The organism is Aquimarina sp. EL_43, assembly GCF_943422735.1.
Taxonomy (GTDB): domain Bacteria; phylum Bacteroidota; class Bacteroidia; order Flavobacteriales; family Flavobacteriaceae; genus Aquimarina; species Aquimarina megaterium.
Genome location: NZ_CALSBR010000001.1, coordinates 3,452,084 through 3,477,298, shown reverse-complemented (window position 1 = coordinate 3,477,298; position 25,215 = coordinate 3,452,084). Strand labels below are relative to the sequence as shown.

At 33.1% G+C, this 25,215-nt stretch carries 24 protein-coding genes; 13 read left to right on the top strand and 11 right to left on the bottom strand.

Features of this window, described 5'->3' with window-relative positions:
• Positions 1-22: 22 nt before the first annotated feature.
• Complete coding sequence (locus NNL09_RS14880; protein WP_196909695.1) at positions 23-1,807, bottom strand: carboxypeptidase-like regulatory domain-containing protein; 1,785 nt, start codon at positions 1,805-1,807, stop codon at positions 23-25.
• A 152-nt stretch (positions 1,808-1,959) separates the two neighbouring features.
• Positions 1,960-3,846, bottom strand: a complete 1,887-nt coding sequence (locus tag NNL09_RS14875; protein ID WP_196909694.1) for a carboxypeptidase-like regulatory domain-containing protein — start codon at positions 3,844-3,846, stop codon at positions 1,960-1,962.
• Between the two features lie 217 nt (positions 3,847-4,063).
• Between NNL09_RS14875 and NNL09_RS14870 the strand changes: the two genes are divergently transcribed.
• The 9 genes from NNL09_RS14870 (at position 4,064) to NNL09_RS14830 (ending at position 11,533) form a co-directional block, all read left to right on the top strand.
• On the top strand, positions 4,064-4,945 hold the full coding sequence (locus NNL09_RS14870; RefSeq protein WP_025666302.1) for an SDR family oxidoreductase: 882 nt from the start codon (positions 4,064-4,066) through the stop codon (positions 4,943-4,945).
• 140 nt (positions 4,946-5,085) lie between these two features.
• Entirely contained in the window at positions 5,086-5,850 is a 765-nt protein-coding gene (locus NNL09_RS14865; RefSeq protein ID WP_025666301.1) for a ParA family protein, read from the top strand.
• A gap of 6 nt (positions 5,851-5,856) precedes the next feature.
• Positions 5,857-6,771 (top strand): ParB/RepB/Spo0J family partition protein, encoded by a 915-nt coding sequence (locus NNL09_RS14860; RefSeq protein ID WP_025666300.1) that lies wholly within the window; start codon positions 5,857-5,859, stop codon positions 6,769-6,771.
• The gene (locus NNL09_RS14855; protein ID WP_370540753.1) at positions 6,761-7,345 is read left to right on the top strand and encodes a DUF5683 domain-containing protein; all 585 of its coding nucleotides are present in this window, start codon (positions 6,761-6,763) and stop codon (positions 7,343-7,345) included. Before NNL09_RS14860 ends, NNL09_RS14855 begins: the two co-directional genes overlap by 11 nt.
• Before the next feature lie 46 nt (positions 7,346-7,391).
• Positions 7,392-8,090 (top strand): 4-hydroxy-tetrahydrodipicolinate reductase, encoded by a 699-nt coding sequence (gene dapB, locus NNL09_RS14850; protein WP_196909693.1) that lies wholly within the window; start codon positions 7,392-7,394, stop codon positions 8,088-8,090.
• Between the two features lie 54 nt (positions 8,091-8,144).
• The gene (gene lepB, locus NNL09_RS14845; RefSeq protein WP_196909692.1) at positions 8,145-9,716 is read left to right on the top strand and encodes a signal peptidase I; all 1,572 of its coding nucleotides are present in this window, start codon (positions 8,145-8,147) and stop codon (positions 9,714-9,716) included.
• A 17-nt stretch (positions 9,717-9,733) separates the two neighbouring features.
• On the top strand, positions 9,734-10,360 hold the full coding sequence (locus NNL09_RS14840) for a WbqC family protein (RefSeq protein WP_025666296.1): 627 nt from the start codon (positions 9,734-9,736) through the stop codon (positions 10,358-10,360).
• Positions 10,357-10,665 (top strand): DUF6122 family protein, encoded by a 309-nt coding sequence (locus NNL09_RS14835; RefSeq protein ID WP_025666295.1) that lies wholly within the window; start codon positions 10,357-10,359, stop codon positions 10,663-10,665. Before NNL09_RS14840 ends, NNL09_RS14835 begins: the two co-directional genes overlap by 4 nt.
• Positions 10,666-10,756: 91 nt before the next feature.
• Positions 10,757-11,533 (top strand): M949_RS01915 family surface polysaccharide biosynthesis protein, encoded by a 777-nt coding sequence (locus NNL09_RS14830; RefSeq protein ID WP_196909691.1) that lies wholly within the window; start codon positions 10,757-10,759, stop codon positions 11,531-11,533.
• A 25-nt stretch (positions 11,534-11,558) separates the two neighbouring features.
• Here the strand turns inward: NNL09_RS14830 and NNL09_RS14825 are convergent, their stop codons facing one another.
• The 7 genes from NNL09_RS14825 to NNL09_RS14795 all read right to left on the bottom strand — a co-directional run bounded on the left by NNL09_RS14825 (position 11,559) and on the right by NNL09_RS14795 (position 17,862).
• Positions 11,559-12,575, bottom strand: a complete 1,017-nt coding sequence (locus tag NNL09_RS14825; RefSeq protein WP_196909690.1) for an endonuclease/exonuclease/phosphatase family protein — start codon at positions 12,573-12,575, stop codon at positions 11,559-11,561.
• Positions 12,576-12,577: 2 nt separating this feature from the next.
• Positions 12,578-13,456 (bottom strand): rhomboid family intramembrane serine protease, encoded by an 879-nt coding sequence (locus NNL09_RS14820; RefSeq protein ID WP_025666292.1) that lies wholly within the window; start codon positions 13,454-13,456, stop codon positions 12,578-12,580.
• Between the two features lie 3 nt (positions 13,457-13,459).
• Positions 13,460-14,212, bottom strand: a complete 753-nt coding sequence (locus NNL09_RS14815; RefSeq protein WP_025666291.1) for a rhomboid family intramembrane serine protease — start codon at positions 14,210-14,212, stop codon at positions 13,460-13,462.
• A 7-nt stretch (positions 14,213-14,219) separates the two neighbouring features.
• A complete protein-coding gene (gene mutL / locus NNL09_RS14810; protein ID WP_025666290.1) occupies positions 14,220-16,100 on the bottom strand; it encodes a DNA mismatch repair endonuclease MutL in 1,881 nt (626 codons plus the stop codon).
• On the bottom strand, positions 16,101-16,397 hold the full coding sequence (locus tag NNL09_RS14805; RefSeq protein ID WP_035096386.1) for a hypothetical protein: 297 nt from the start codon (positions 16,395-16,397) through the stop codon (positions 16,101-16,103).
• A 126-nt stretch (positions 16,398-16,523) separates the two neighbouring features.
• On the bottom strand, positions 16,524-17,027 hold the full coding sequence (gene ribH / locus NNL09_RS14800; protein WP_025666288.1) for a 6,7-dimethyl-8-ribityllumazine synthase: 504 nt from the start codon (positions 17,025-17,027) through the stop codon (positions 16,524-16,526).
• Positions 17,028-17,091: 64 nt separating this feature from the next.
• Positions 17,092-17,862 (bottom strand): tetratricopeptide repeat protein, encoded by a 771-nt coding sequence (locus tag NNL09_RS14795; RefSeq protein WP_025666287.1) that lies wholly within the window; start codon positions 17,860-17,862, stop codon positions 17,092-17,094.
• Positions 17,863-17,998: 136 nt separating this feature from the next.
• Between NNL09_RS14795 and NNL09_RS14790 the strand changes: the two genes are divergently transcribed.
• The 3 genes from NNL09_RS14790 to NNL09_RS14780 are packed head-to-tail and all read left to right on the top strand — an operon-like array spanning position 17,999 to position 19,864.
• A complete protein-coding gene (locus NNL09_RS14790; protein ID WP_025666286.1) occupies positions 17,999-19,099 on the top strand; it encodes a DNA replication/repair protein RecF in 1,101 nt (366 codons plus the stop codon).
• Positions 19,100-19,154: 55 nt separating this feature from the next.
• Complete coding sequence (locus tag NNL09_RS14785) at positions 19,155-19,568, top strand: hypothetical protein (RefSeq protein WP_025666285.1); 414 nt, start codon at positions 19,155-19,157, stop codon at positions 19,566-19,568.
• Positions 19,568-19,864, top strand: a complete 297-nt coding sequence (locus tag NNL09_RS14780; protein WP_074408016.1) for a DUF721 domain-containing protein — start codon at positions 19,568-19,570, stop codon at positions 19,862-19,864. Before NNL09_RS14785 ends, NNL09_RS14780 begins: the two co-directional genes overlap by 1 nt.
• On the opposite strand, the gene NNL09_RS14775 is transcribed toward NNL09_RS14780, so the two are convergent.
• Both NNL09_RS14775 and NNL09_RS14770 read right to left on the bottom strand, forming a co-directional pair.
• Complete coding sequence (locus NNL09_RS14775; protein WP_025666283.1) at positions 19,850-20,242, bottom strand: acyl-CoA thioesterase; 393 nt, start codon at positions 20,240-20,242, stop codon at positions 19,850-19,852. The two genes, NNL09_RS14780 and NNL09_RS14775, sit on opposite strands and share 15 nt — an antisense overlap.
• A 124-nt stretch (positions 20,243-20,366) precedes the next feature.
• A complete protein-coding gene (locus tag NNL09_RS14770) occupies positions 20,367-21,539 on the bottom strand; it encodes a hypothetical protein (RefSeq protein WP_196909689.1) in 1,173 nt (390 codons plus the stop codon).
• A 409-nt stretch (positions 21,540-21,948) separates the two neighbouring features.
• On the opposite strand from NNL09_RS14770, the gene NNL09_RS14765 reads away from it, so the two are divergent.
• Positions 21,949-25,212: a SusC/RagA family TonB-linked outer membrane protein gene (locus tag NNL09_RS14765; RefSeq protein WP_196909688.1), complete on the top strand. Its 3,264-nt coding sequence runs from the start codon at positions 21,949-21,951 to the stop codon at positions 25,210-25,212.
• Positions 25,213-25,215 lie beyond the last annotated feature (3 nt).

Sequence of the window (25,215 nt, the reverse complement as noted above, 5' to 3'; positions counted from 1 at the left end):
CATAACTAATTGAAGTTGATATTTATCTAAATAGCGAACCAAACTTCAACAATTGCATTTTGTAATTATAACTATTAAGCTTGAATAGCTTTATATTACTTGTTTGATTTTCTCTTCCCCAATTCTTATAAACTGTTGCTTTTAAATATGTGGGAACATATTTTTTGTTCCCTAAATAAGTGATATTTATAAGCCACTCTCCCCTATTTAAATCATAAATAAAAAACTCATTCGAAGAATATCCTTTTAGTTTTCCATCTGAAATGCGATCACTATTCGTTGCCCAGGAATGTTCATAAACAAAAGAGTTTAATTGCGGATCAACAAATTCTAACAAAAATTCTGCCTCAGAAGTATTCCATTCAAAAACAACACGAATATCACTAGTTGCAGTTTCTTCTTCTCCCTCATTAATCTTAAAAGTTTCTCTAATTTTTGCTATCTCTTTTTTTTGTGTATACAAGTATTTCATTTCATTATAAACAACTTGCTCTATACCTTTTTCTTCTAATTTAAAACCTCTGCGCAAATATCTCATATACATATCCCATGCATTCTCATATTCCTCATTTTCAGAATAAGCATTCGCTAGATCACGAAATGATTGTGCATAAGATGGTCTTAAATAAATTATCTTATTATAGATACTCAAAGCTTTCGATTTCTCTCCTAGTTTCTGGTATGTGTATGCGAGAGCTTTAAGCGCTTCTGCATTTTTATTAAACATCTTTTCCATATCCGATAGCACTAACAAGGAAAGCTTATTACTTTCTTTTTCCTGTCTAAAGTAATTAGCTATATCAAGATAAAAACTTGGCGAATCCTGATATTCTTCTGATAAGGTTTTATAGGTATCATATAGTTTTTTTTCGCTTGTAATCGAATTTGATTTTTCTATAATAACATCTATAGCATTAGATTTCTTTTCTACATAAGGAAAGGCATTATTTTGATATTGATTTTCATTCGTTCCTAATTTTGTTTTAAGTGTTTTATGTACCATAGAACTCTTTGTTATAACAACAATAACTCCTCCCGCTCCTCTCGTTCCGTATTTTGTTCTTGCTCCTACAGATCTAAGCACGGCTACATATGCAATATCATTCAAATCAACATGAGGTGCTTCTTCATAAACAAAGCCGTCAACATCCCAAATTGCTAATCCGCTTCCTTCATTAAACATAGTATATACTCTGGGTAATATTCTCACTCTTTTTTTGCCATGCCCAACCGTTACACCTTCGTTACCAACAGGATCCGAACCTTGATAGGTAACACCATAAATTGGAATACGTCCTCTTATTGCTTCTATCAAATCAATAGCTCCTGTATTAAGATCTTCTCCTTTTACAATTTTAGAAGCAAATGGTGAACTTCTTAGATCAATTTCTCCATAAGCTGTTTTTAGTTTAGATAATTTGGTGTTATTCTTTACAGAGCGTTTCTCTTGACTATTAGTTTGAACCAATACCTCATCTAGTGTATTAACACCATCAATCATCTTTATATTAAGGAATTGGGTAACATCCTCTACAATAACTTCTACTGGTTTTTTTCCAACAAAAGAAAAGTGAATGACTTCTTTTTCTGATGCCTCTATATAGTAATATCCTTTTTCATCTGTAATCGTTCTCCTACTCTTTCCTTGTATTGAAACATTTACATTCTTTAACGGAATACTATTTGAAGTAACGTATCCGTAGATTTTATTAATATTCGATTTAGACTGAGCAAAAAGGAAGGAGGAATTTCCTATAGTAGTCATCATTAAAATGATCCAAAAAAACGAGTGATTTTTTATTGACATTATAAGTAGAATTAAATGAGAAAAACTAACCCTATCAAAGGTTATTACGAATTTGATTTTAATTCATTTTATAACTCCACAAAGATTTTGCCGTACTTATAGTTAGAGAAGACAATCAGTAATTTTTATGTTTTTATTAACTATTCGAGCAATTAATAGTCTGAATTGGATAGTTTTGAGTTCAATTTTAATAGTCCCATTTTATAATTCTGTCTTTTGAGTTTAAAAAGTTTAACCTCTTTAGTTTGATTGATCTTACCCCAGTTTCTATATACCGAAGCTTTTACATAAGAAGGTGTATTCTTTTTATTTCCAAAATATGTTATATTGATAAACCAATTCCCTTCGGTTAAATCGTAAAGGTAAAACTCATTAGAAGAATATCCTCTTTGCTTTTCATCCTTAATACGGTTACCATCCTTTTCCTGAGAATGCTCAAAATTAAATGCTCTAGATTGGGGATCAACAAATTCTATGGCAAACTCTGCTTCAGAAGTGTTCCATTCAAATACCAGGCGAATATCGCTTTTCGAATTCTGCAAACCTAACCCTTTAATCTCTGCATTTTCTGTAATACCTGCTGCTCCCTTTTTTAGGGTATATAAATATGCCATCTCACTATATACTACTTTTTCAATCCCTTCTTCTAGTATATAATTACCTTTTCGTAAATATTGGAGATACATATTCCAGGCTTTTTTATGTTGCTTATTCTCTGTATAAGCATTTGCCAGATCCCTATATGACTGTGCATAAGATGGTCTCAATTCTACTAGTTTGGCATACACATCAACAGCTTTTGGATACAAACCACGTTCTTGATATGCATATGCGATAGCTTTCAATGCTTCTGGATCTTTCTTAAAAATATCTTGAGCATCAGATAGTACCTGTAATGATAGTGAATCATTATTTTTTACTGTTTTAAAATATTCAGAGACATCCAGGTAAAAGCTGGGAGCTTCTGAGTAATTAGAAGAAAGTCCCTGATAAGATTTATAGATTCTCTTATTACCAGAAACAGTATCAAGTATAGCCAGATAAGGAGTCTTAGATTCTACCGCAGTATAAGGTACAGCGCCATTACCATAGCTATTTTGCTTGCCTTTTTTCTTTCTTCCTTTTTTGCTTCTCTTTTGTTTTTTAGTCTTAGCACCTATGGTTCTTACAACAATTACACCTCCCGATCCTCGCATACCATATTTTGTAGTTCCGGATACTGATTTTATTACAGTAACTTTATCAATATCACCTACTGCCAGATTGGGAGGGTATTCATATACAGTACCATCGATATCCCAAATAGCTAAACTTTCTTCAGGGCTTGAAATAGACAAATTTGGTACGATTCTCACTCTGCCTTTTTCAATACTTAGATATTTTACAATACCACTTAATGTCTCAATTAAACTGGTTCCCTGAACAGTAAGTTCTTTTCCTCTAATCTTTTTTATTCTTCCATAAGAGACACTTTTTTTATTGATTTTTCCATAAGAAGTGGTTATTGTAGATTCTTCTTCTTCTCCATAACGATTCTTCTTTTTATTGGTCTTAACTACTACTTCTCCAAGTTCATTTAACTCATCTACCATAGTAATATCAAGACGTTTGGTTACGTCTTCAACAATAATCTCAACTGGTTTCATACCAACAGAAGAAAACCGTATAATTTCTTTCTCGGCAGCTTTAATTTTATAATATCCTTTTTTATTTGTAGTTGTTTTTACATCGGTATTTTTTACTACGACGCTTACATTTTCTAGAGGAGAATCATTATAAGTTACATATCCCGAAATTTCCTTTGGATTTGATCTGGATTGCCCAAAAGCAGAAGTATAACTCCCTAGGATGGTGGTAAGAAATAAGAGGTTAAAAATTAAATGCTTTTTAAAAATAATTTTGTTATTAAAATCAACATTATACAATGCTGTTGTACATAGTAATACTTCTTTCACTTTTATAATCATAATTTCAATAATATATCCCATTTCCCATATCATACAGGCCAAAACAGTGGTAGTATTTTTATAAAAATACACAAAAATAATTAGGCCATATTATCTAAGTATGATAAATGATTTTGTTACCTCCTTATAGATAATCACATAATTAGATAATTATTTTTTAATCTCCTACTACTTTAAGCATCATAATTAATAGTATTTTAGCTAAACATTAAAAAGACAACAAAAATAAACTATGCATGCATAGTTTATAATTATAACTTGTTATCTTAGCAGAATACTGATACATATTATGAATTATAAAGATAAAATGCTTCGTGATGGAGCGCTAAAAGGAAAAAATATTGTTGTTACCGGCGGAGGTAGTGGATTAGGGAAATCTATGACGAGATATTTCCTAGAACTTGGAGCCAATGTAGCCATTACTTCACGTAATTTAGAAAAATTGCAAAACACAGCCAAAGAATTAGAATCAGAAACAGGTGGTACCTGTCTACCGGTGCAATGTGATGTTAGAGAATACGATCAAGTAGAGGCAATGAGAGATCAGGTTCTTGAAGCTTTTGGTTCGGTAGATGTGTTACTTAATAATGCTGCTGGGAATTTTATTTCTCCTACAGAACGTTTATCACATCGTGCTTTTGATATCATTATTGATATTGTATTAAAAGGGACTAAAAACTGTACACTTGCTTTCGGAAAACACTGGATTGAAAACAAGTATAAAAATACCGTTGTTTTAAATATCGTAACGACATATGCCTGGACAGGTTCTGCATATGTGGTACCTAGTGCTACGGCAAAAGCAGGAGTTCTAGCAATGACCAGATCATTAGCTGTAGAATGGGCAAAATACGGGATGCGTTTTAATGCGATCGCTCCGGGTCCTTTTCCTACAAAAGGAGCATGGGATCGCCTTTTACCAGGAGATTTAAAAGACAAAATTGATATGGCAAAACAGGTACCTTTGGCTCGTGTAGGAGATCACCAGGAACTTGCTAATCTTGCAGCTTATCTGGTATCAGACTTTTCTGCCTATGTTAATGGTGAAGTCGTTACACTAGATGGTGGTGAATGGCTAAAAGGAGCTGGGCAATTTAATCTTCTTGAACAAATCCCTGAAGAAATGTGGGATCAACTAGAAGCAATGATTAGAGCAAAAAAAAATAAATAAGTATTTATTAACAATAATAGAAGTACGTTAGACCATCCTTAAAGGGGGATGGTCTTTTTTATTTCCTACTGTTAACATTTTTCATTTTTATAATATATAATAAATTGTATTTTTATCGCTATAAATCCAAATCTCCCCTTATGGGTAAAATAATAGCAATTGCAAATCAAAAAGGTGGTGTAGGTAAAACAACCACCTCTGTAAACTTAGCAGCTTCTCTAGGTGTTTTAGAGAAAAAAGTACTCCTGATCGATGCAGATCCACAGGCCAATGCGACTTCTGGACTAGGACTAGATGTTGAAAGTATTGAAAAAGGGACGTATCAAATTCTGGAACATACTATAAATTCTGAAGATGCTATTTTAGAAACCAATTCTCCTAATGTGCATATTATCCCAGCACATATCGACTTGGTTGCAATAGAAATAGAGCTTGTTGATAAAGATCAACGTGAGTATATGATGAAAAAAGCAATTGAAGGGTTAAAGTCAAAATATGACTATATCCTTATTGATTGTGCACCTTCTCTCGGCTTGTTAACTCTAAATGCGTTAACCGCTGCTGATTCGGTAATGATTCCTATTCAATGTGAGTATTTTGCATTAGAAGGGCTCGGAAAACTTTTAAATACAGTAAAAAGCGTACAAAAAATCCATAATAAAAATTTGGATATCGAAGGATTATTACTAACGATGTATGATTCTAGATTAAGATTATCTAATCAGGTAGTAGAAGAAGTTCAAAAACACTTTAATGAAATGGTGTTTAAAACTATAATTCAGAGGAATATCCGTTTAAGTGAGGCGCCAAGTTACGGTGAAAGCATAATTAATTATGATGCTTCTAGTAAAGGTGCCAGTAATTACTTAAGTTTGGCACACGAAATTATTAAGAAAAATAGTTAAGGATTCATGGCGAAGGCAACCAAAAAGCAGGCATTAGGAAGAGGATTATCGGCACTATTAAAAGATCCCGAAAATGACATAAAATCGGTAGAAGATAAAAATGCCGATAAAGTAGTTGGTAATATCATAGAATTAGATCTGGATAGTATAGATGTAAATCCATTTCAACCCCGTACTAGTTTTAATGATGAAACACTACGAGAACTTGCAACTTCTATAAAAGAAGTTGGCGTTATACAACCTATCACAGTTCGTAAATTAGATTTTGACAATTATCAGTTAGTAAGTGGGGAACGTCGTTTTCGAGCTTCAAAATTAGCTGGATTAAAGAAAATACCTGCATATATTCGTATTGCCAATGATCAGGAGTCATTAACAATGGCATTGGTAGAGAATATTCAACGACAGGATTTAGACCCTATTGAAATTGCCTTATCGTATCAACGTCTTATCGATGAGATTAGTTTAACACAAGAGCAATTAAGTGATAGAGTAGGGAAAAAAAGATCTACCATAGCTAATTATCTAAGATTACTAAAACTAGACCCTATTGTACAAACAGGTATGCGTGATGGTTTTATATCTATGGGGCATGGTCGTGCTTTAATAAATATAGAAGATCAGCAACAGCAACTGGATATATATGAAACTATTATAGGGAAATCATTATCTGTTCGTGATACCGAAAAAATAGTTAGATCTCTTAATGACAATACAGAAGATACTCCAAATACCAAGGCTTCTTCTACTAATAATCAGTTACCAAAACACATTGCCAAAGGGGTTAAAGAATTCTCAGATTATTTTGGCGCAAAAATTGATATAAAAGTTTCTGGTAAAGGAAGTGGAAAACTTATTATACCATTTTCTTCCGAAGAAGATTTTAAACGCTTAAAGAAACTTATAAATAGTGAAGATTAAATTCTTTTATATTATTTTTTTTGTACTACTTTCTATTCAAAATGTTCTTTCTCAAGAAAATGAAGAATTAAAAGTTATTACAGAAGAAGTTCCTGTAAAAAAGAAAAAAAGGGAAAGGAAAGTACGTCCTTATGAGCCTTTGGCTCCAGCCAGGGCGGCATTTTATTCTGCAGTTCTACCAGGATTAGGGCAAGCATACACCAAAAAATATTGGAAAGTACCTATCGTATATGCAGCTTTAGGGACAGGTATTTATTTTTATATAGATAATAACAATAAGTATAATCGCTTTCGAGATATATACAAACGTAGACTGGCAGGTTTTACCGATGATGAATTTCCGAACATAACAAATGATCAGTTAATATCATTACAAGAACGTTTTCGTCGTGATAAAGAGCTATCTCTATTAATAACGGTAGGAGTTTATCTTCTAAATATTGTAGATGCAAATGTTACGGCTCACTTACTACAATATAATGTAACCGAAGACCTCTCGTTCAAACCAAAAATAAATTTTAACGAGTTTGATACCAGACCAAATTATGGTGTATCACTCAACTATAGTTTTTAAGCAATACTAATCCTTAAAAGCTTAGTGAATTAATATCAACCAAAATATGAAAATCGCACTACTAGGATATGGAAAAATGGGTAAAACCATAGAAAAGATTGCAATAGAAAGAGGCCATACCATAGTACTTAAAGTAGATAAAGATGATACCACATATGATCTTTCTGAAGCCGATGTAGCTATAGATTTTAGTATTCCTGGTGCAGCAGTAAATAATATTACCAATTGTTTTAATGCAAATGTTCCTGTAGTCTCTGGAACAACAGGGTGGCTAGATCATTATGATAATATTCTTAAGTTATGTAACGAAAAAAAGGGGAGTTTTATTTATGCTTCGAATTATAGTTTGGGCGTAAATTTATTTTTTGAACTTAATAAAAAACTTGCCAAGATGATGAATCCTTTAGAAGGGTATACTATAGCTATGGAAGAGATTCATCATACCGAAAAACTAGACGCCCCAAGTGGTACTGCAATAACACTAGCAGAAGGAGTTATTCAAAATACAGATAAAAAAGCATGGCAACTGGATGAAGGTGATGAAAATACCATCCCAATTGTTGCAAAAAGAATTGATAAAGTTCCCGGTACTCATACTATAACATACTCTTCTCTTGTCGATGATATAGAAATTAAACATACAGCACATAATCGTAATGGTTTTGCGTTGGGTGCTGTTGTAGCAGCCGAATGGTTAAAAGACAAAACCGGAGTTTATAGTATGAAAGATGTGTTAGGCTTATAAAAAAGTGTAACGCTTTACAAAGAAAAGGTACTTATATTAAAAATATATTTAAAGATGATACTTACAGAGTGGTTTATTTTTTTTCTGATACTACAGGTTATTCATTTTCTGGGAACCTGGAAATTATATGTTAAAGCGGGTAGAAAAGCATGGGAAGCTCTTATCCCCGTATATAATGCTGTAATTTTAATGAAAATTATAAATCGCCCATGGTGGTGGGTGATATTATTATTTATCCCTGTAATTAATGTTATTATGCTACCTGTTATTTGGGTAGAAACGATAAGAAGTTTTGGCAAGAACTCTACAACAGATACTATCCTGGTGATCGTTACTCTTGGGTTTTATATCTTTTATGTAAACTACATGCTCGATGTAACCTATATTGAAGATCGAGACCTAAAACCAAGAACTGCTACAGGAGAATGGGTTAGTTCGATTCTATTTGCTATCGTTGCTGCAACTATAGTACATACTTATTTTATGCAACCCTATACCATTCCTACTGGTTCTTTAGAAAGAACATTGCTGGTAGGGGATTTCTTATTTGTAAGTAAGTTTCATTATGGCGCTCGTACTCCTATGACAGCGGTATCTTTTCCTATGGTTCATGATACAATCCCTTTGGTACGAACCAAATCATATACCAACAAACCGCAATATCCATATTTTAGACTACCTGGTTTTCAAAAAATCAAACGTAATGATATTGTAGTGTTTAGCTGGCCAATAGATACTGTAAATGCTTTTCAGCAGTATGGTGATGGCAAATATCATTATAAACCTATAGATAAAAAATCTAATTATGTAAAACGTTGTGTAGGTATCCCTGGAGATTCTTTGGCTGTCGTAGATGGTTTTGTTCATATTGATGGAAAACAAACTAAATTACCAGAACGAGCACAATTACAGTTTTCATATTCTGGAACTACAAAAGGTAGTAGTTTCAACCTTCAAAATTTATACAATCGTTACAAAATAAAGAACAACGAATTTGGGTATAACAATTCGCAATTTAGTGCTGCAGGAATGACCGAGGAAGCTGCTTCTCGATTTAAAAATCATCAAAACGTAGCAAGTATACAGCGAAATGTAACTCCAAAAGGCTTAAAAGATCCTAAAATCTTTCCTAATAATGGTAAGGTGAACTGGAATTCGGATAATTTTGGCGCAATTTATATTCCTGAAGCTGGTAAAACTGTGAAAATGGACCTCAAAAGCTTTTCTCTTTACAGAAGAATTATAGAAGTCTATGAAGGTTCTGAAATGGGAATTGATAATAAATTATCTGTAAATGGTACACAAGTACTCCTTAATGGACAACCTATAGATAGCTATACTTTTAAACAAGATTATTACTGGATGATGGGAGACAATCGTCATAATAGTGAGGATAGCCGTGTATGGGGCTATGTTCCTGCCAATCATATTGTAGGAAAGCCTGTTTTTGTATGGTTTAGCTGGGATTCTAATGCTAAAGGACTTTTTAATAAAATACGATGGGAACGTATGTTCACTACTGTTGGAGGAAGTGGAAAACCAGTGTCCTATTTTAAATATTTCCTTATTGTTTTAGCTGGTTGGATTATCTATAATCAATACCGCAAGAGGAAAAAAAGAGCTTAACACTCAGTAGTATAAAATTGAAAACATCTCTACTCCATCCTACGTATTTTGGATCTATATTACAATATGTAGCTATAGCCCAATCTGATGCTGTTGTTTTTGAAAATGAAGATAATTATCAAAAACAAACCTATCGTAATCGTACTTATGTCTATGGAGCAAATGGTAAACTTTTATTATCTATTCCTATTAAACATAGTCAAAAGCAAGAAAGGAAATTGTATAGAGATGTTCGTATAGAGAACGATTTTCAGTGGCAAACACTACATTGGAAGTCTCTTGAAACCGCTTACAGAACTTCACCGTTTTTCGAGTATTATGAAGATGAATTTGTTCATTTATTTGAAAAACCCAGAGAATTTCTTCTGGATTTTAATTATGAGTGTATACAAGTTGTATTAGATTGCCTCCAATTAGATATTTCTTTTTCTAAAACCACAACATATGATAAAGACCCCAAAGAAACTACTGATTTGCGAGGTCTGGTGAATGCAAAAAAAGAAAAATCAGACTCTCTTCAGCCATACATCCAGGTTTTTGAAGATAAACATGGTTTTATTCCTAACCTTTCTATTTTGGATTTGATATTTAACGAAGGGACCAATGCCCTAACCTACCTGGAGCATCAATCTGTTTTTCTATGATTCGCCCAATCTTACACTATGGATTTCATTTTATAATTCCTTTATTGATCGCAATACTCTTCTTCCCCAAACAGTGGAAAAAAGTTTATATTCTATTTATAGCTGCCATGTTAATCGATATCGATCATCTTTTAGCAGATCCAATTTTTGATTCCAATCGATGTAGTATTGGATATCATCCATTGCATAGCTACTATGCTATTGCAGTATACGGCATACTATCATTTTTCTCAAAGACAAGAATTATTGGTTTAGCTTTAATTTGGCATATACTTACTGATTGTCTTGATTGTCTGATGATGTAAATTATGGTCAATACGCTCTATTTCACAAAATAATGATTACATTTATTACAAAACTGGTACTAATAAGCTACTTCTAATTCATTTTTTATCTATGAACAAGTTTCTATTTTTTATCGTAATAATCACCTTATTTTCTTGTGGAAAACAAGCAAAAGATTCTAATAACAATACAGATCAACAAGTAACAAAAGAGGATTCTACCATCAAAGTAGAGCTTAATAGATCTGATTCTATTTCATATGATCCTCAAATTGCCCGTAAGCTTTCCAACAAGGAGATCACATCCACTTTTACCAAAAGAGTAAGAAGGCAGTTAGACATTGAATATCCTATTCATCAGGCATATTCATATAAAGATGATTCAGGAGAAAACTATCTGTTATTAGCAGAACGTTTCAAAGAAACCGATGAAAAAAATGACTCCCTGTATGATCAGATAAAAGTACTCAACGTGTCTTATAAAAGTAAGAAGTTTAAAAAAAGGTCTGCATTAAAAGATGACATAGACAAAGACTGGGAATCATCGATTGGATTTTGGAATACATACTCAGAAATATCTGACATAGACAAGGATGGCCTGGCAGATCTTATATTGGTTTATGGTACTATGGGTCAAGATGGGTATACAGATGGCAGAGTAAAGATTATTATCTATCATAACAAAAGAAGAGTAACCATTAGACATCAGAATAGTGATTATGATGGAAGGTTAACTAAAATCAGTCAAAAATTCTATGGATTGCCTCAGCAAATACAACAAGCCGTAAAAGAAAAAATGAGGTTAATGATGAAAAACAAACATGCAGTTTTCTATAAGGATTGGGAAGCAGAAATGAAGAATTACTCGACTAGTATAGATGGATTGTAATATCAGATACGTACTATTGTAAAGCTTAAAACTTTATTTTTGATAGAATTGGATAATGATCTGAAAGTTCTAGATCAAAACTTTGAAACCCTAGTACTTCGAATTCTTCGGGCACTAAAATAAAATCAATTCTGGCCGGAAACAATTCGAACTTAAAAGTTTTACCAAATCCTTTTCCTGCTTTCTTAAAAGTATCCTGAAGATTTTCTGATCTAATTTTATCATACACATATGAATATGCCGTGTTATTAAAATCACCCATCACAATATTTCTATACGGAGAAGATTTCATATGCTCGATGAGCTGTTCTGTCTGAGTTTGTTGCCTTTTAAAAGATACTCCGATACGTTTTAATAATTTTTGAGAATCTGCTTTAGCCAGATCGTCTGTTTTAGAACTAATTCTATGGGATTGTAAATGAATATTATATATCCTAATCGTATCCTTAGGAAATGCCACATCTGCAAAAATCACATTGTTGGCCGTATTCTCAAAATTTAAAGATCCTTTATTAATAAATGGATATTTTGAAAAGATCACCAATGCCAACTCCCTACTATTGTGATTAAAATATTCATACTTATTTGGATATTGAGTAAAGTCGATATCTGGATTGTTATAATACTCCTGAGCGCAAAACACATCTGGATTTTGATCTTTCACCAATTTTGAAATATCCTGAGGGATGGTCTCCGAAGTTATCCAAAAAAAACGATTAAAGCTATGCACATTATAACTCATTAATGAAATACCATCCTCGATCTCATCAGCCGATTTTCCTCTTAATTTATATAATGAAGACACATGAGAAATACCAAGAATTAGCGCAACAAGAGAAAGTATTCCTTTTTTATTGAGTTGTACTGCCCAAAAAAACAGAAACAATACATTGATCACAATTAGTATGGGTACTGCCAAACTTAGAACCGATAATAGCGGAAACATTTTTGGAGAAACATAAGGTAATAAATAAGATAGCAATAAGGCAAAAGCTGCCATAGCGTTCATCAAAAAGACGATCTTGCTAACTATTTTCCTCATAACTACTCCTTCCCTGCTTTAAACAAAAAATCTTTCTCTTCTTTGGTTAAACTATCATAGCCGCTTTTACTAATTTTATCCAAAATAGCATCGATTTGTTTCTGATTAGGCGTTTTGGTTGCAGAAGTCACTGTTTTTTTAGGAGCTCTTTTATGAGTTTTTGATTTATGAACTGTCTTTAACGGACTTTTCTTTTTAGGAATAAACATAGCACTTAATCCATCCATCAATTTTTCGAACCAGGAACCGATATCATTTCCTTTTTTAAGCTGAACTGCATATATATAACCAAAAAGTGCACCTCCCAAATGAGCGATCAATCCGCCTGCGTTACCAGAGGTCGGGATTTGAATTAGATCAGAAAGCACTACAAACACTCCTATCTGCCATAACTTAACATTAAAAACAAAGATTCGTACTTCAGAATTTGGTGTATACGCCGCAATAAAAATCATAATGGCACGAACGGCTGCCGAGGCACCGATTAGATATGCTAATGTGTTATTTAAAACGGGAAACAGATTATATGCCAGCACAAATAATAATCCTCCGCAGATAGCACCCAATAAGTAAATCGTGAGAAATCTTTTTTCGGTAAATAAGTTTAAAACATATTGCCCAAACCAGTATAGCACCAGCATATTCCAGAAAATATGCCAAAAATCAAAATGCAGAAAACTATACGTGAGCATGCTCCAGGGCTGTAGTATTAGTGATCCTGGATCAACAGGTAAAACAAACCACTCCATCAAAGCGCCTGGACTTGTTTTAAAAATCCAGGATCCTAGTGTAGCGAATAAAAATAAGGCTACATTAATCACAATAAGCTTAATGATTACATTAGCTGTTTTAAATTGATATGATAGATTATTAGTTGTCATCGATTAATACCACCGTTTATCATTGAACGAATTCTTTTTCCAATACCACATGGTAACAAACCCAATTACAGCACCACCTATATGTGCCCAATGCGCTACATTAGAAGGGCCTAAAATTGCTTGCCCTGTTATTCCTCCATAAAGATCTAATAAAAAATAACCTCCTATCAAATATTTTGCTTTAATAGGAATGGGAATAAAAATTATGTATAATGGTAAATTAGGATATAGTACTGCAAATGCTGCTAATATTCCAAAAATAGCACCCGAAGCTCCCACCATAGGTGTTACATAAGCTCCGATCATCCTCTCAGTAACTTCTTGTGGTATATTAGGGTACACTTTATATTGACCAGAAGCAACAGTATCTTGTATAAATTTACCAACTTCAGCAGGAGAAAAACCTGCATCTAAATATGCCTGATATCCCGGGGTAAACTGAAAATATGAAAATAGAATTTGAAAACCTACCGCACCAAGACCTGAAAAAAAGTAGATAAAAAGAAATTTTTTCTGACCAATAGAGCTTTCAAGATGACTTCCGAACATGTATAAAGCAAACATATTAAAAAAGATATGTCCTGCATCTGCATGCATAAACATATGGGAAACAATTTGCCATACTTGAAAATTATCATTTTTAGGAAACCAGAGTGCAAACCATTCAAAAGCATTATTTCCCAGAGATAAAGATCCTACAAAAAAAATGACATTAATAATTAATAACCCTTTTACTGTATCTGTAATTCTCCCCATTTATATATTAAAATTTCTTATCGATTTCATCTACTGTTAACGTGATGAAAGTCGGCTTATTATTTGGTGTTATTGTAGGCTCGGTACATGCAAATAGGCTATTTACCATATACTGCTGTTGTTCTGAAGCCAATTCTACTCCTGCTCGTACTGCAATACTTTTTGAAATGGATCTTGCAAGCAGATCGGTTTGAGAAAAACCACTATCTGGCACCTCTTCTTCAAGATCACTGATAAGTTGCTCTAAAAGTTGAGCAACCTCTTTTTCTGAAGTAACCGATGGTATTCCTGTAATTTCAACTTCTCCGGGGGATAACTCTCCAAAAACGAACCCTGTATTTTCGAGCTGTTCTTTTACAGTAGTAAGAAGTTCGATCTCTTTTTTGGTAAAAGAAAGTGTAAGCGGAAATAAAAGTTGTTGACTTACTGCACTTGCCATAGTAATATTGCGTAGTAATTCTTCATACAATATTCTTTGGTGTGCGCGGTGTTGATTTACAATCACCATTCCACTCTTAATAGTAGTAACGATATATTTTTTTCTAAGCTGATAGGTTGTATGATGCCCAACCTTTTTTTCATCAGACTCAAACAATGACCCTGTAACTTCTGTGCTTTCGAATTCTACAGAGGAAAAATCATTTTCTGTGGGCTTGGTAGTTGTCATTTCAGATTCTAAACCCACATATAGGTTTTCCCAGTCTCCGGCAGACTCTTTTTTAAACGATGCATGGCTTTTGCCTGAAAATGAACCCCCACCAGAACCAGATACTTTTTCTTCTTTAAACGGATTAAAATTACGATCTACCTCTATTGTAGGTGTCTGAGCAGTTTTACTTTTATACTCGTACGGTGTATCCATCGAAGCGTCTCTGTTAAAATCTAACACGGGTGCTACGTTAAATTGCCCCAGACTATGTTTTATCGAAGCTCTTAGCATAGCATACAACGCATGCTCATCTTCGAATTTAATTTCGGTCTTAGTAGGGTGGATATTAATATCTATTGATTTGGGATCTACTGTAAGATATACAAAATAGCTAGGGTGTGCTTTATCTTTTAGCAACCCTTCGAATGCGGCATTAACAGCATGGTTTAAATAACCACTCTTAATAAATCTATTATTAACAAAGAAAAACTGCTCACCACGGGTACGTTTGGCATATTCTGGTTTTCCTATAAATCCACTAATAGTCACCAAGTCTGTTTCTTCTTTGACAGGGACAAGTTTTTCATTGGTTTTTCCTCCAAAAATATTTACGATACGCTGGCGACAATTTGAAATAGGTAAATTAAAAATTTCACTACCATTATGATACATATCAAATTTAATAGAATGATGCGCCATGGTTACCCGATGGAATTCATCAATAATATGACGTAGTTCTACAGCATTTGATTTTAAAAAATTTCGCCGTGCGGGAATATTATAAAATAAATTTTTGACACTTATAGAGGTTCCTTTGGGTGTTACGCATACTTCTTGAGAAATTACTTCGCTACCTTCGATGTTAATCTCGGTACCTACCTCATCTTCTTCTTGTTTCGTTTTTAACTCTACATGAGCAATAGCAGCAATAGAAGCAAGGGCTTCTCCTCTAAAACCTTTGGTGTTTAATTCGAAAAGATCTTCTGCGGCTTTTATTTTTGAAGTAGCATGGCGCTCAAAACTCAGTCTGGCATCGGTAACGCTCATTCCTGATCCATTATCAATAACCTGAATAAGAGTTTTACCAGCTTCTTTTATGATTAATTTTATATGTGTAGCCTGAGCATCAATTGCGTTCTCTAACAGCTCTTTCACTACCGAGGCTGGTCGTTGAACCACCTCTCCGGCAGCAATTTGATTAGCTACGTGATCTGGTAATAGTTGAATGATATCAGACATCTATCGTCGTGCAGTAAATATGGATAAATCAAAATCAATTATATACAAAAAGATGAAGATCAGGATCATTGCAATATAAATAACCTTTCTATTAATTTCGCGATTACCTCGATTACGGCTCGATTTACGGGCTTCTGCCCAGTGTGAACCAAAATCTATATCATTTGTAGCATCCCTGTATTTGGTAATTTTGTTCTCAAAATCATAGATATTACCCCCACTTTTACCTTCATAGTACCTTGGTGTGTAATTGAATCTACGGTTTTTTCTTCTTTTTGGGATACTTAACTTCACAATCTGCTCTATCTTTTTGATTATCCAAATATACTTAAAAAGCATTGTAATGTAAAGCTTTTAGCATTACAATAACATCAAAATATAAATAACAAAGATTATGCCGCTTAGATTTTAGCCAGAGAATTCTTATTTATAAAAGGTTGCATCTTTACGCAATTGCGCCATCTTGATAGCCGCAATTGCTGCTTCTGTTCCTTTATTACCATGTTTACCTCCAGAACGATCAATAGATTGTTGTAGTGTGTTATCTGTAAGTACACAAAAGATTACAGGGATATCACTAGCGATATTTAAATCCTTGATTCCTTGTGTAACACCGTCACAAACAAAGTCAAAATGTTTGGTTTCTCCTTGTATAACAGATCCTATAGCAACAACTGCATCGAGCATATCAAAGGATTCCTGCATTTTCTTACATCCGTATATCAATTCGAAACTCCCAGGTACATTCCACCGTACTATATTTTCTTTTACTGCTCCACAATCTATAAATGCATCAAATGCACCTTGAAACAGTCCTTCGGTAATTTCTTCATTCCATTCTGAAACAACAATCCCAAACCGAAAATTTTTCGCATTTGGGATAGTTGTTTTATCGTATTGTGATAAATTTTTATTTTCTGTAGCCATATTGATTTTGCGTCTCGGGTTTCAGGTTTCAGTAAAAAAACTAAAAACCGGAACCACAAAACTATTACTTCATTGCCTGTGCTTTACCTAAATGAACGTCTGCCTGGTTAGCTTCTACACTCTTAGGGAACTCTTCTTTAATTCGTTCTAAATATGGAATTGCAACTTCTGGTTTATTAAGAGATATTGCAGTAATTGCTGCTTTTAATAAAAACTTTGGAGTGGTAAAGTCATTAGTCTTTGCTTTAACAGCTTTTTCATAATACCCTAATGCTTCTTCTGTTTGATCAAGTTGAGAAAATGCATCTCCTATACCACCAAGAGCCAAAGGACCTAATATATCGTCATCGCTCTTAAAACTATCAAGGTAATTGATAGCTTCCTGATATTTATTCATATTTAGGTAAGAAAATCCAGCGTAGTAGTTAGATAGATTAGCTGCATCGGTACTACCATAGTTTTCTATAATTCCTAAAAAACCATATTTTCCTTCTCCTCCATTAAGCGCTAAAGTGTATAATGAATCACTAAGTTTAGAGTTACCATTAACTGCATTATCAAAATACTGTTGCGCTGTAAACATCTCATTAGCTGCCTCTTCCTCTTTTGGTTCCTGGATAAATTTCTGAAATCCAAGATATCCTAATATCACAACGGCTATCATTCCAACAGCACCTAGTATGTATTTTTGATTAGCTGCAACCCATTCTTCAGTTTTAGAAGCTCCTTCATCTAAGGTATTAAATACCTCAGCAGTTGTTGAATTATCTTCTATTTGCTCAACTTCTTCAGCTTTGTTTTTTGGTTTGTGTCCACGTTTCTTGTAAGTTGCCATAAATTTGCTTTAATGAACGGCAAAAATAAAATATTTATTCACAATTAAAAGCACAACTATTTATTATTTTTCAATAATTTGCGTCGATTAACTAAGAATTCTATTAAAGTCGATACTCCTTGATGATCACTATTTTATGATTTTAAAATCTCTTTCTTTACTTAATTATAAAAATTTTGAGTCCATCAATTTTGAATTTGATGATAAGATAAACTGTCTTGTCGGAAATAATGGAGTCGGAAAAACAAATATTCTGGATGCTATTTATCATTTGTCATTTGGTAAAAGCTATTTTAATCCAATTACCAGTCAAAACATTAAACATAATGCCGATTTTTTTGTCATCGATGGTCTTTACACAAAAGAAGATCGTGATGAAAAAGTTATTGTAAGTGCAAAAAGAGGGCAAAAAAAAGTAATCAAACGCAACGCAAAAATATACGATACTTTTAGCGAGCATATTGGTTTTTTGCCTTTGGTAATTATTTCTCCGGCAGATAGAGATCTGATTACAGAAGGGAGTGACACTCGCCGTAAATTCATAGATGGTGTAATTTCTCAGAGTGATCAATCTTATCTAAAAACATTATTAAAATATTCTAAAATTGTATCACAGCGTAATTCTCTACTAAAGTACTTTATCGCTAACAACACTTTTGATCCTACCACATTAGAGGTGTACAACCAGCAAATGCATGAATACGGTAGTATTATCTATGAAAAAAGAGCAGCATTTTTAGAGATTTTTATTCCTATTTTCGAAAACAGATATCAAGCAATTAGCTCTGGTAAGGAAAGCGTTACTCTTTCTTACCAAAGTAAGTTATCTGAAACTAATTTACTAACTCTTTTAGAACAGAATCTTTCTAAAGACAGAATGCTACAATATACTAGTGTGGGAGTTCACAAAGATGATTTGTCTTTTGAAATTGAAGGATATCCTATTAAAAAATTTGGAAGCCAGGGACAACAAAAATCGTTTCTTATTGCTTTAAAACTGGCTCAATTCGATTTTATAAAAAAACAAAGTAAAGTAAATCCTATACTTTTACTCGACGATATTTTTGACAAACTCGACGAAAAACGTGTAGAACATATTATAAAATTGGTAGATGATCAAAATTTTGGACAATTATTTATTAGTGATACCCATGCAGATCGAACAGAAAATGTGGTAAAAAAAATATCCCAATCATACAAAATCATTAAGCTAAAAAACAACGAATCAGAGAACTAAAACCAACACTCATATCTTCTGATTAATAAAACAGATAAAAACACTCAGATAAAATATGCGACGAGTTTTACTTTATACACTACTTTTATATATTACTTCTTGTACAACCACAGATCCAAAAGAATATATTCAATATCTGAATGGGTATTGGGAAATTAAAAAGGTAGTGTTATCTGATGGAAACGAAAAAGAATATATGTTCAATCAGGATATTGACTTTTTTGAAGTTAAAGACTCGATAGGAATACGTAAAAAAGTACGTCCTAAACTAGATGGAAGTTTTATAGTTACCGATAATCAGGAAATTTTTTCTATAACTATTGAAAATGATAGTGTAAGACTACAGTATAAAAACTCGTTAGCAACATGGAAAGAAACCATTATTTCTGCAAAAGAAAACGAGATAATTTTCAAGAATGAAACAGGAAATGTTTACTTTTATCAACGATATCAAAAGCTACAATTATAATGGCAAAACGTCATCAAGAACATCAAAGTATGGAAGAAGTTTTAAAAAGCTTTGTTTCTGACAACAATTTACAAAAAGGGTTGGACAAGGTTGCTGTACGCGATGTTTGGGAAAAAATAATGGGCCCTGCAATAACAAAGTATACTCGAAATATTAAACTTGAAAGAGAAACTGTGTATGTTGAACTTACATCATCTGTATTAAGAGAAGAACTTAGTTATGGCAGACAAAAAATAATAGATAACCTCAATGATGAGTTAGGCAAAGTATTAGTCAAAAAACTAGTTCTGAGGTAGCTCTTTTTTTTCGTATATCACCTTAGTTTTACCATGGGGTGCGGGTTTTCCTTGAACATCAAGATTAACCACCGTTATATTTTCTACCTTAATAATTGTTTTGCGTGTTAATTTATTCCTTACTTCACACTTAAGAATCAAAGAAGTATTTCCAAATTTCACGACATCCATTCCTATTTCGATAATATCACCTTGTACCGCAGAGCTTACAAAATTGATTTCAGACATAAACTTGGTCACTACCCTTCTATTTTGTAATTGTATAATTGCATACAATGCGGCTTCTTCATCTATCCACTCTAATAATCTACCTCCAAATAACGTCTCATTAGAATTTAAATCGCCTGGTTTTACAATTTTTCTGGTGTGATATTTCATGACTTCATTTTGTTTATCGCAAAATTATCAAAAATATCGTGTTCTATACTTGATAAAAGAAAAGGATTTTAAAGCTAAGACGTATTACTATTTAACGCTCTGTCATTAACGCTATAAAGAGTAGTTAAGGAACAACTACCTCATCACAAAACTGTTGTCCATTGGGGCAATTTGGAGTTATCACTTTTGCACATACATTATTTGTACCTTGATCCAAATCTAATTCTACTACACCGGTACTTAACAATGAATTTTCGATAAAAACTTCATTTACATACCAACCTATAGTAACATCATTACTCACTCCCATAACAGATGGGTTAAATTTATATGTATTTGTACCTGTAACCCGTTCATTAGTAAATGTAACAACAGGACAAATAGGCTCTACTACAATTTCTTTACAAGCAATGGTACCTTTAAGGCAGTTAGTCGTAATTACTTTTATACACGTTTCATATGTTCCTGGAGTGAATTGTCTTGTAAATGGGTTTCCATCAATAACCTGATCGGTAATCACTTCTCCATTGATTTTAAAAAACAATTGATATCCTTCCATAATCTCAATATCTGGAATAAACCTATACTCATTATCTTGCAAAGGTTGGATTTCAAATCGTACTGCGGGACACCCAACGCAATTATTTATGATTTCATAAAATTCATAATATGTTGATATCCGTGTTGATTTAAGATCAGGAGCAACTAATATTGATATTGGAAACTTAAAATTCGGTTGATAATTAGCGCCTTGATCTATAAGAAAACGACTAAAGCTTTCCTCACTATCAATATCGACTTCTTTATTATCTTTATCACTTAAAATAATAGGATATTCAAATTTATAACATTGCCTATATAAATGATTAAAAACGTCTCTGAAAGTTTTTATCTCACATTCTCTAAGCACATTAATCAAAGCATCTTCATTCTCTACAAGAACCGCACTAGTGGCTCCCTTAAACATGATCTGAATAGGAAATTGTAGCCCGGTTATATTAAAATTTGCGCTTTGTCCAGAAATTACTCCAAGCAATCCTTGGTAGTCATCAACTCGAATGGTCGAATCTGTATTATAACCAAATATTAATGGGTATTTAAAAGTAAAACACAGATCTTCTTCGTTTACTATCGAATTTCTGGTCTTTATATCATTAAGGACAGATACTATTGTCGCTGTAGATGTAATCTTAGCATCTATACTATCAGGAAAAAAAGAGTCATCATTTACACAAGAGTATGTAAACATTACCAATGCAAGTATAAAACCTCTACAATATGTACTTAATTTATTCAATATTAAACTGTTCTAGATATATTTATAACGTTTACAAACTTATTTACCCTACCCCATTCGTCTATTTAATATGGATGAATGTATATAAAATAAAATTAGAATCAAAAGACTATCTAACTACATCTAACATAATTAAAAATACCGAAACAACTAGGTGAATTTTAATTTACCTGTATTACTATAAAAAAACATTGAGTCCTAAATCACAATATTCGATATTCATCGTTCTAAAAGTTATAAAGTTTAAAACGATCTAAAATTCCCTTACAAAGAAAAAAATTATAATTAGTCGTTTTTTTAAATTATCCTTACAGTTTCCCCGTTAATTTTCTGTTAAAAAAACATTATCCTTATTATCCTCTAATTTTTCTTAATAACCTTGCTTACTAACAAAAATTAACATGCAATAATGAAATTATTAACTAAAAACATGCTAATACTTCTAACGGTATTAGTGACGCAATTTTCTGTTGCGCAAGAAACCCCTATTACAGGTAAGGTCACAGACGATGGCGGCATGCCATTACCTGGTGTAAACATTATAGTAAAGGGTAGCAACAGTGGAACTCAAACAGATTTTGACGGAATGTATTCGTTACAAGCTTCTGAAGGTAGTACTCTTCTTTTCAGTTATCTTGGTTTTGCAGATCAAGAGGTAATTGTAGGTGCCCAAAAAACTATTAATGTACAATTAGAAGTCACCGCTTCTCAATTAGAAGAAATAGTAGTTACGGCTCTTGGTATTTCTAGAGATAAAAAATCTTTAGGATATTCTACACAAGAAGTTGATGGAGACGATTTAAACAAAGTTAAAACTGTAAACTTTGTAAACTCTCTTTCTGGTAAAGCTTCTGGTCTTCAAATTAAAAGAAATAATAACTTAGGAGGGTCTACCAATGTGGTTATTAGAGGTAATGCTTCTTTAACTGGAAGTAACCAGGCTTTATTCGTTATTGATGGTATTCCTATCAATAACACTAATACCAACTCTGCTGGTCAGGGACAAGCTCAAGGAGGATATTATGATTATGGTAATGCTGCATCAGATATTAATCCAGATGATATAGAATCTATAAATGTTCTAAAAGGTGCTGCTGCATCTGCTCTTTATGGATCCAGAGCTGCAAATGGTGTGATTATGATTACTACCAAAAAAGGAGGTAAATCCAAAGGTATGGGAATTACTATTAGTTCTGGATTAACATTCGGATCTATCGACAAAAGTACATTTGCCAAATATCAAGATCAATATGGTGGTGGTTACGGACCTTATTATGGACCAGGAGAAGACAGCTATTTAGATTTAGTAGATATTGACGGTGATGGTAATTTAGATTTTGTAACTCCTTTAACAGAAGATGCATCTTATGGAGCTGCCTTTGATTCTAACATTTTAGTGTATCAATGGGATGCTTTTGACCCTGATTCTCCGAATTACAGAACACCTACTCCATGGGTAAATGCTAAGAATGGTCCTATTACCTTTTTTGAAACTCCGGTAACTGTTACAAATTCTATCTCCTTAGATAAAGGATTTGATGCTGGTACTTTTAGGTTAAACTATACGCATTTTGATCAAACTGGTTTGTTACCAAATAGCTCTATCAAAAGACATAATTTTTCTATGAGTGGAAGTTATAAGCTTAGTGAGCGATTAACAGCTACAGGATACGCTAATTATATCAAAACAAATGGTCTTGGTCGTAACTCAACAGGGTATAACGATAACATCATTGGTAATTTTAAACAATGGTGGCAAACTAATGTAGACATAAGACAACAAGAAGCTATTTATTTTTCTACAGGAAGAAATGTTACCTGGAACCCAGCCAGCAGAGATGCAGGATCTCTTCCAATCTATTGGGATAACCCATACTGGACAAGATATGAAAACTACCAAACCGATATGAGAAATCGTTTCTTAGGTAATGTTTCTTTAAATTATAAAGTAACCGATTGGTTTGATATTACGGGTAGAGTTGCTACCGATACATACTCTGAATTACAAGAAGAAAGAAGAGCAAATGGTAGTGTCGCTACTGCATTTGGTGTTATCTCTAGTGATGGGACTAGGCCAACAGTAAATTCTGGATACGGAAGAAAAGACATCAGAAATACAGAAACGAATTATGACTTAATGCTTAATTTCCATAAAGATTTAACCGAAGAATTAAATATCAAGGGAATATTAGGTACCAACATTAGAAGAAATCATTTTCAATCGGTTCACGCCTCTACAAGTGGTGGACTAAGTGTTCCTAGATTATACTCATTACAAAATAGTGCAGGACCGCTTCCATTACCTGCAGAAAGAGATGAAAAAATTGGTGTAGATGGTATCTACGTAAGTGCATCATTAGGATACAAACAAACTTATTTCCTTGACGGAACTTTACGAAGAGATCATTCTTCTTCATTACCAAAAGGAAACAGTACTTTCTATTACCCTTCTATTGCCGCTAGTTTTGTCTTTTCTAATCTTATCGATGCCGAATTCATTTCATTTGGTAAACTAAGAGCTAACTATGCAGAAGTAGGTAATAGTGCTCCTTTTGATTTCTTATATGATAGTTATAATGTAAACACTCCGATAGGAAGTGCAAGTACTTCTGTAGGAAACATAAAAAAGAATCCAAATCTAAAACCAGAAACAACAACAAGTATTGAGCTTGGACTGGAAATGAAACTTCTACAAAACAGACTTGGGTTTGATATTGCATATTATAAAAACAATTCTATCGATCAAATTTTTGGAGTTCCTGTTAGTAGAGGAACCGGATATACTTCTAAGATCTTAAATGCCGGAGAAATTGAAAATAAAGGTGTTGAATTGTCTATATACGGAACCCCTGTAGAAACACAAAATTTTAGCTGGGATGTAAACGTAAACTGGTCTAAAAATGAAAATATTGTAGTTTCATTAGAAGATGGGATAGAAAACTTACAATTAGGTTCTTTTCAAGGAGGAATAACAATTAATGCAACTGTAGGACAGCCTTATGGGATAATCCAAGGAACAGATTACACCTATCTAAATGGTCAAAGAGTTGTAGATGAGTCTAATGGTCAATATATAAAAACTGCTGCATCTAACAACAATATTGGTGATACTAATCCAGATTGGTTAATGGGTATTTCTAATAAGTTTAATTATAAAAACATTGCACTTAGTTTCCTAATTGACATCCAGCAAGGAGGAAGTATTTGGTCTTTGGATCAATACTATGGGCAAGCGACAGGTTTATATGAAGAAACTGCCTTTATCAATGACCTAGGAAACCCTGTAAGAAACACCTTGGCAAACGGTGGTGGTTTTATCAATCCTGGAGTTAATCCTGACGGATCTACTAATACTACAAGAATTAGAGCAGATCGATTTGGTGCCTTTGGATACAGAAGAGGATTACCTGATGCCGCTTTTGTATATGATGCAAGTTTCGTAAAATTAAGAGAAGTTGCTATAACCTATAGTTTCCCTAAAAAATTAATTCAAAAAACATTCTTAAATGATGTTTCTTTTAGTGTAATTGGTTCTAACCTTTGGATTATCGACAAAGATCTTCCACATGCTGATCCAGAAAGTGGTTTGAGTTCTGGTAACTTACAAGGGTATTCTGTAGGTTCTTTACCAACCACCAGAGACATAGGTTTCAACTTAAAATTACAATTCTAAAAA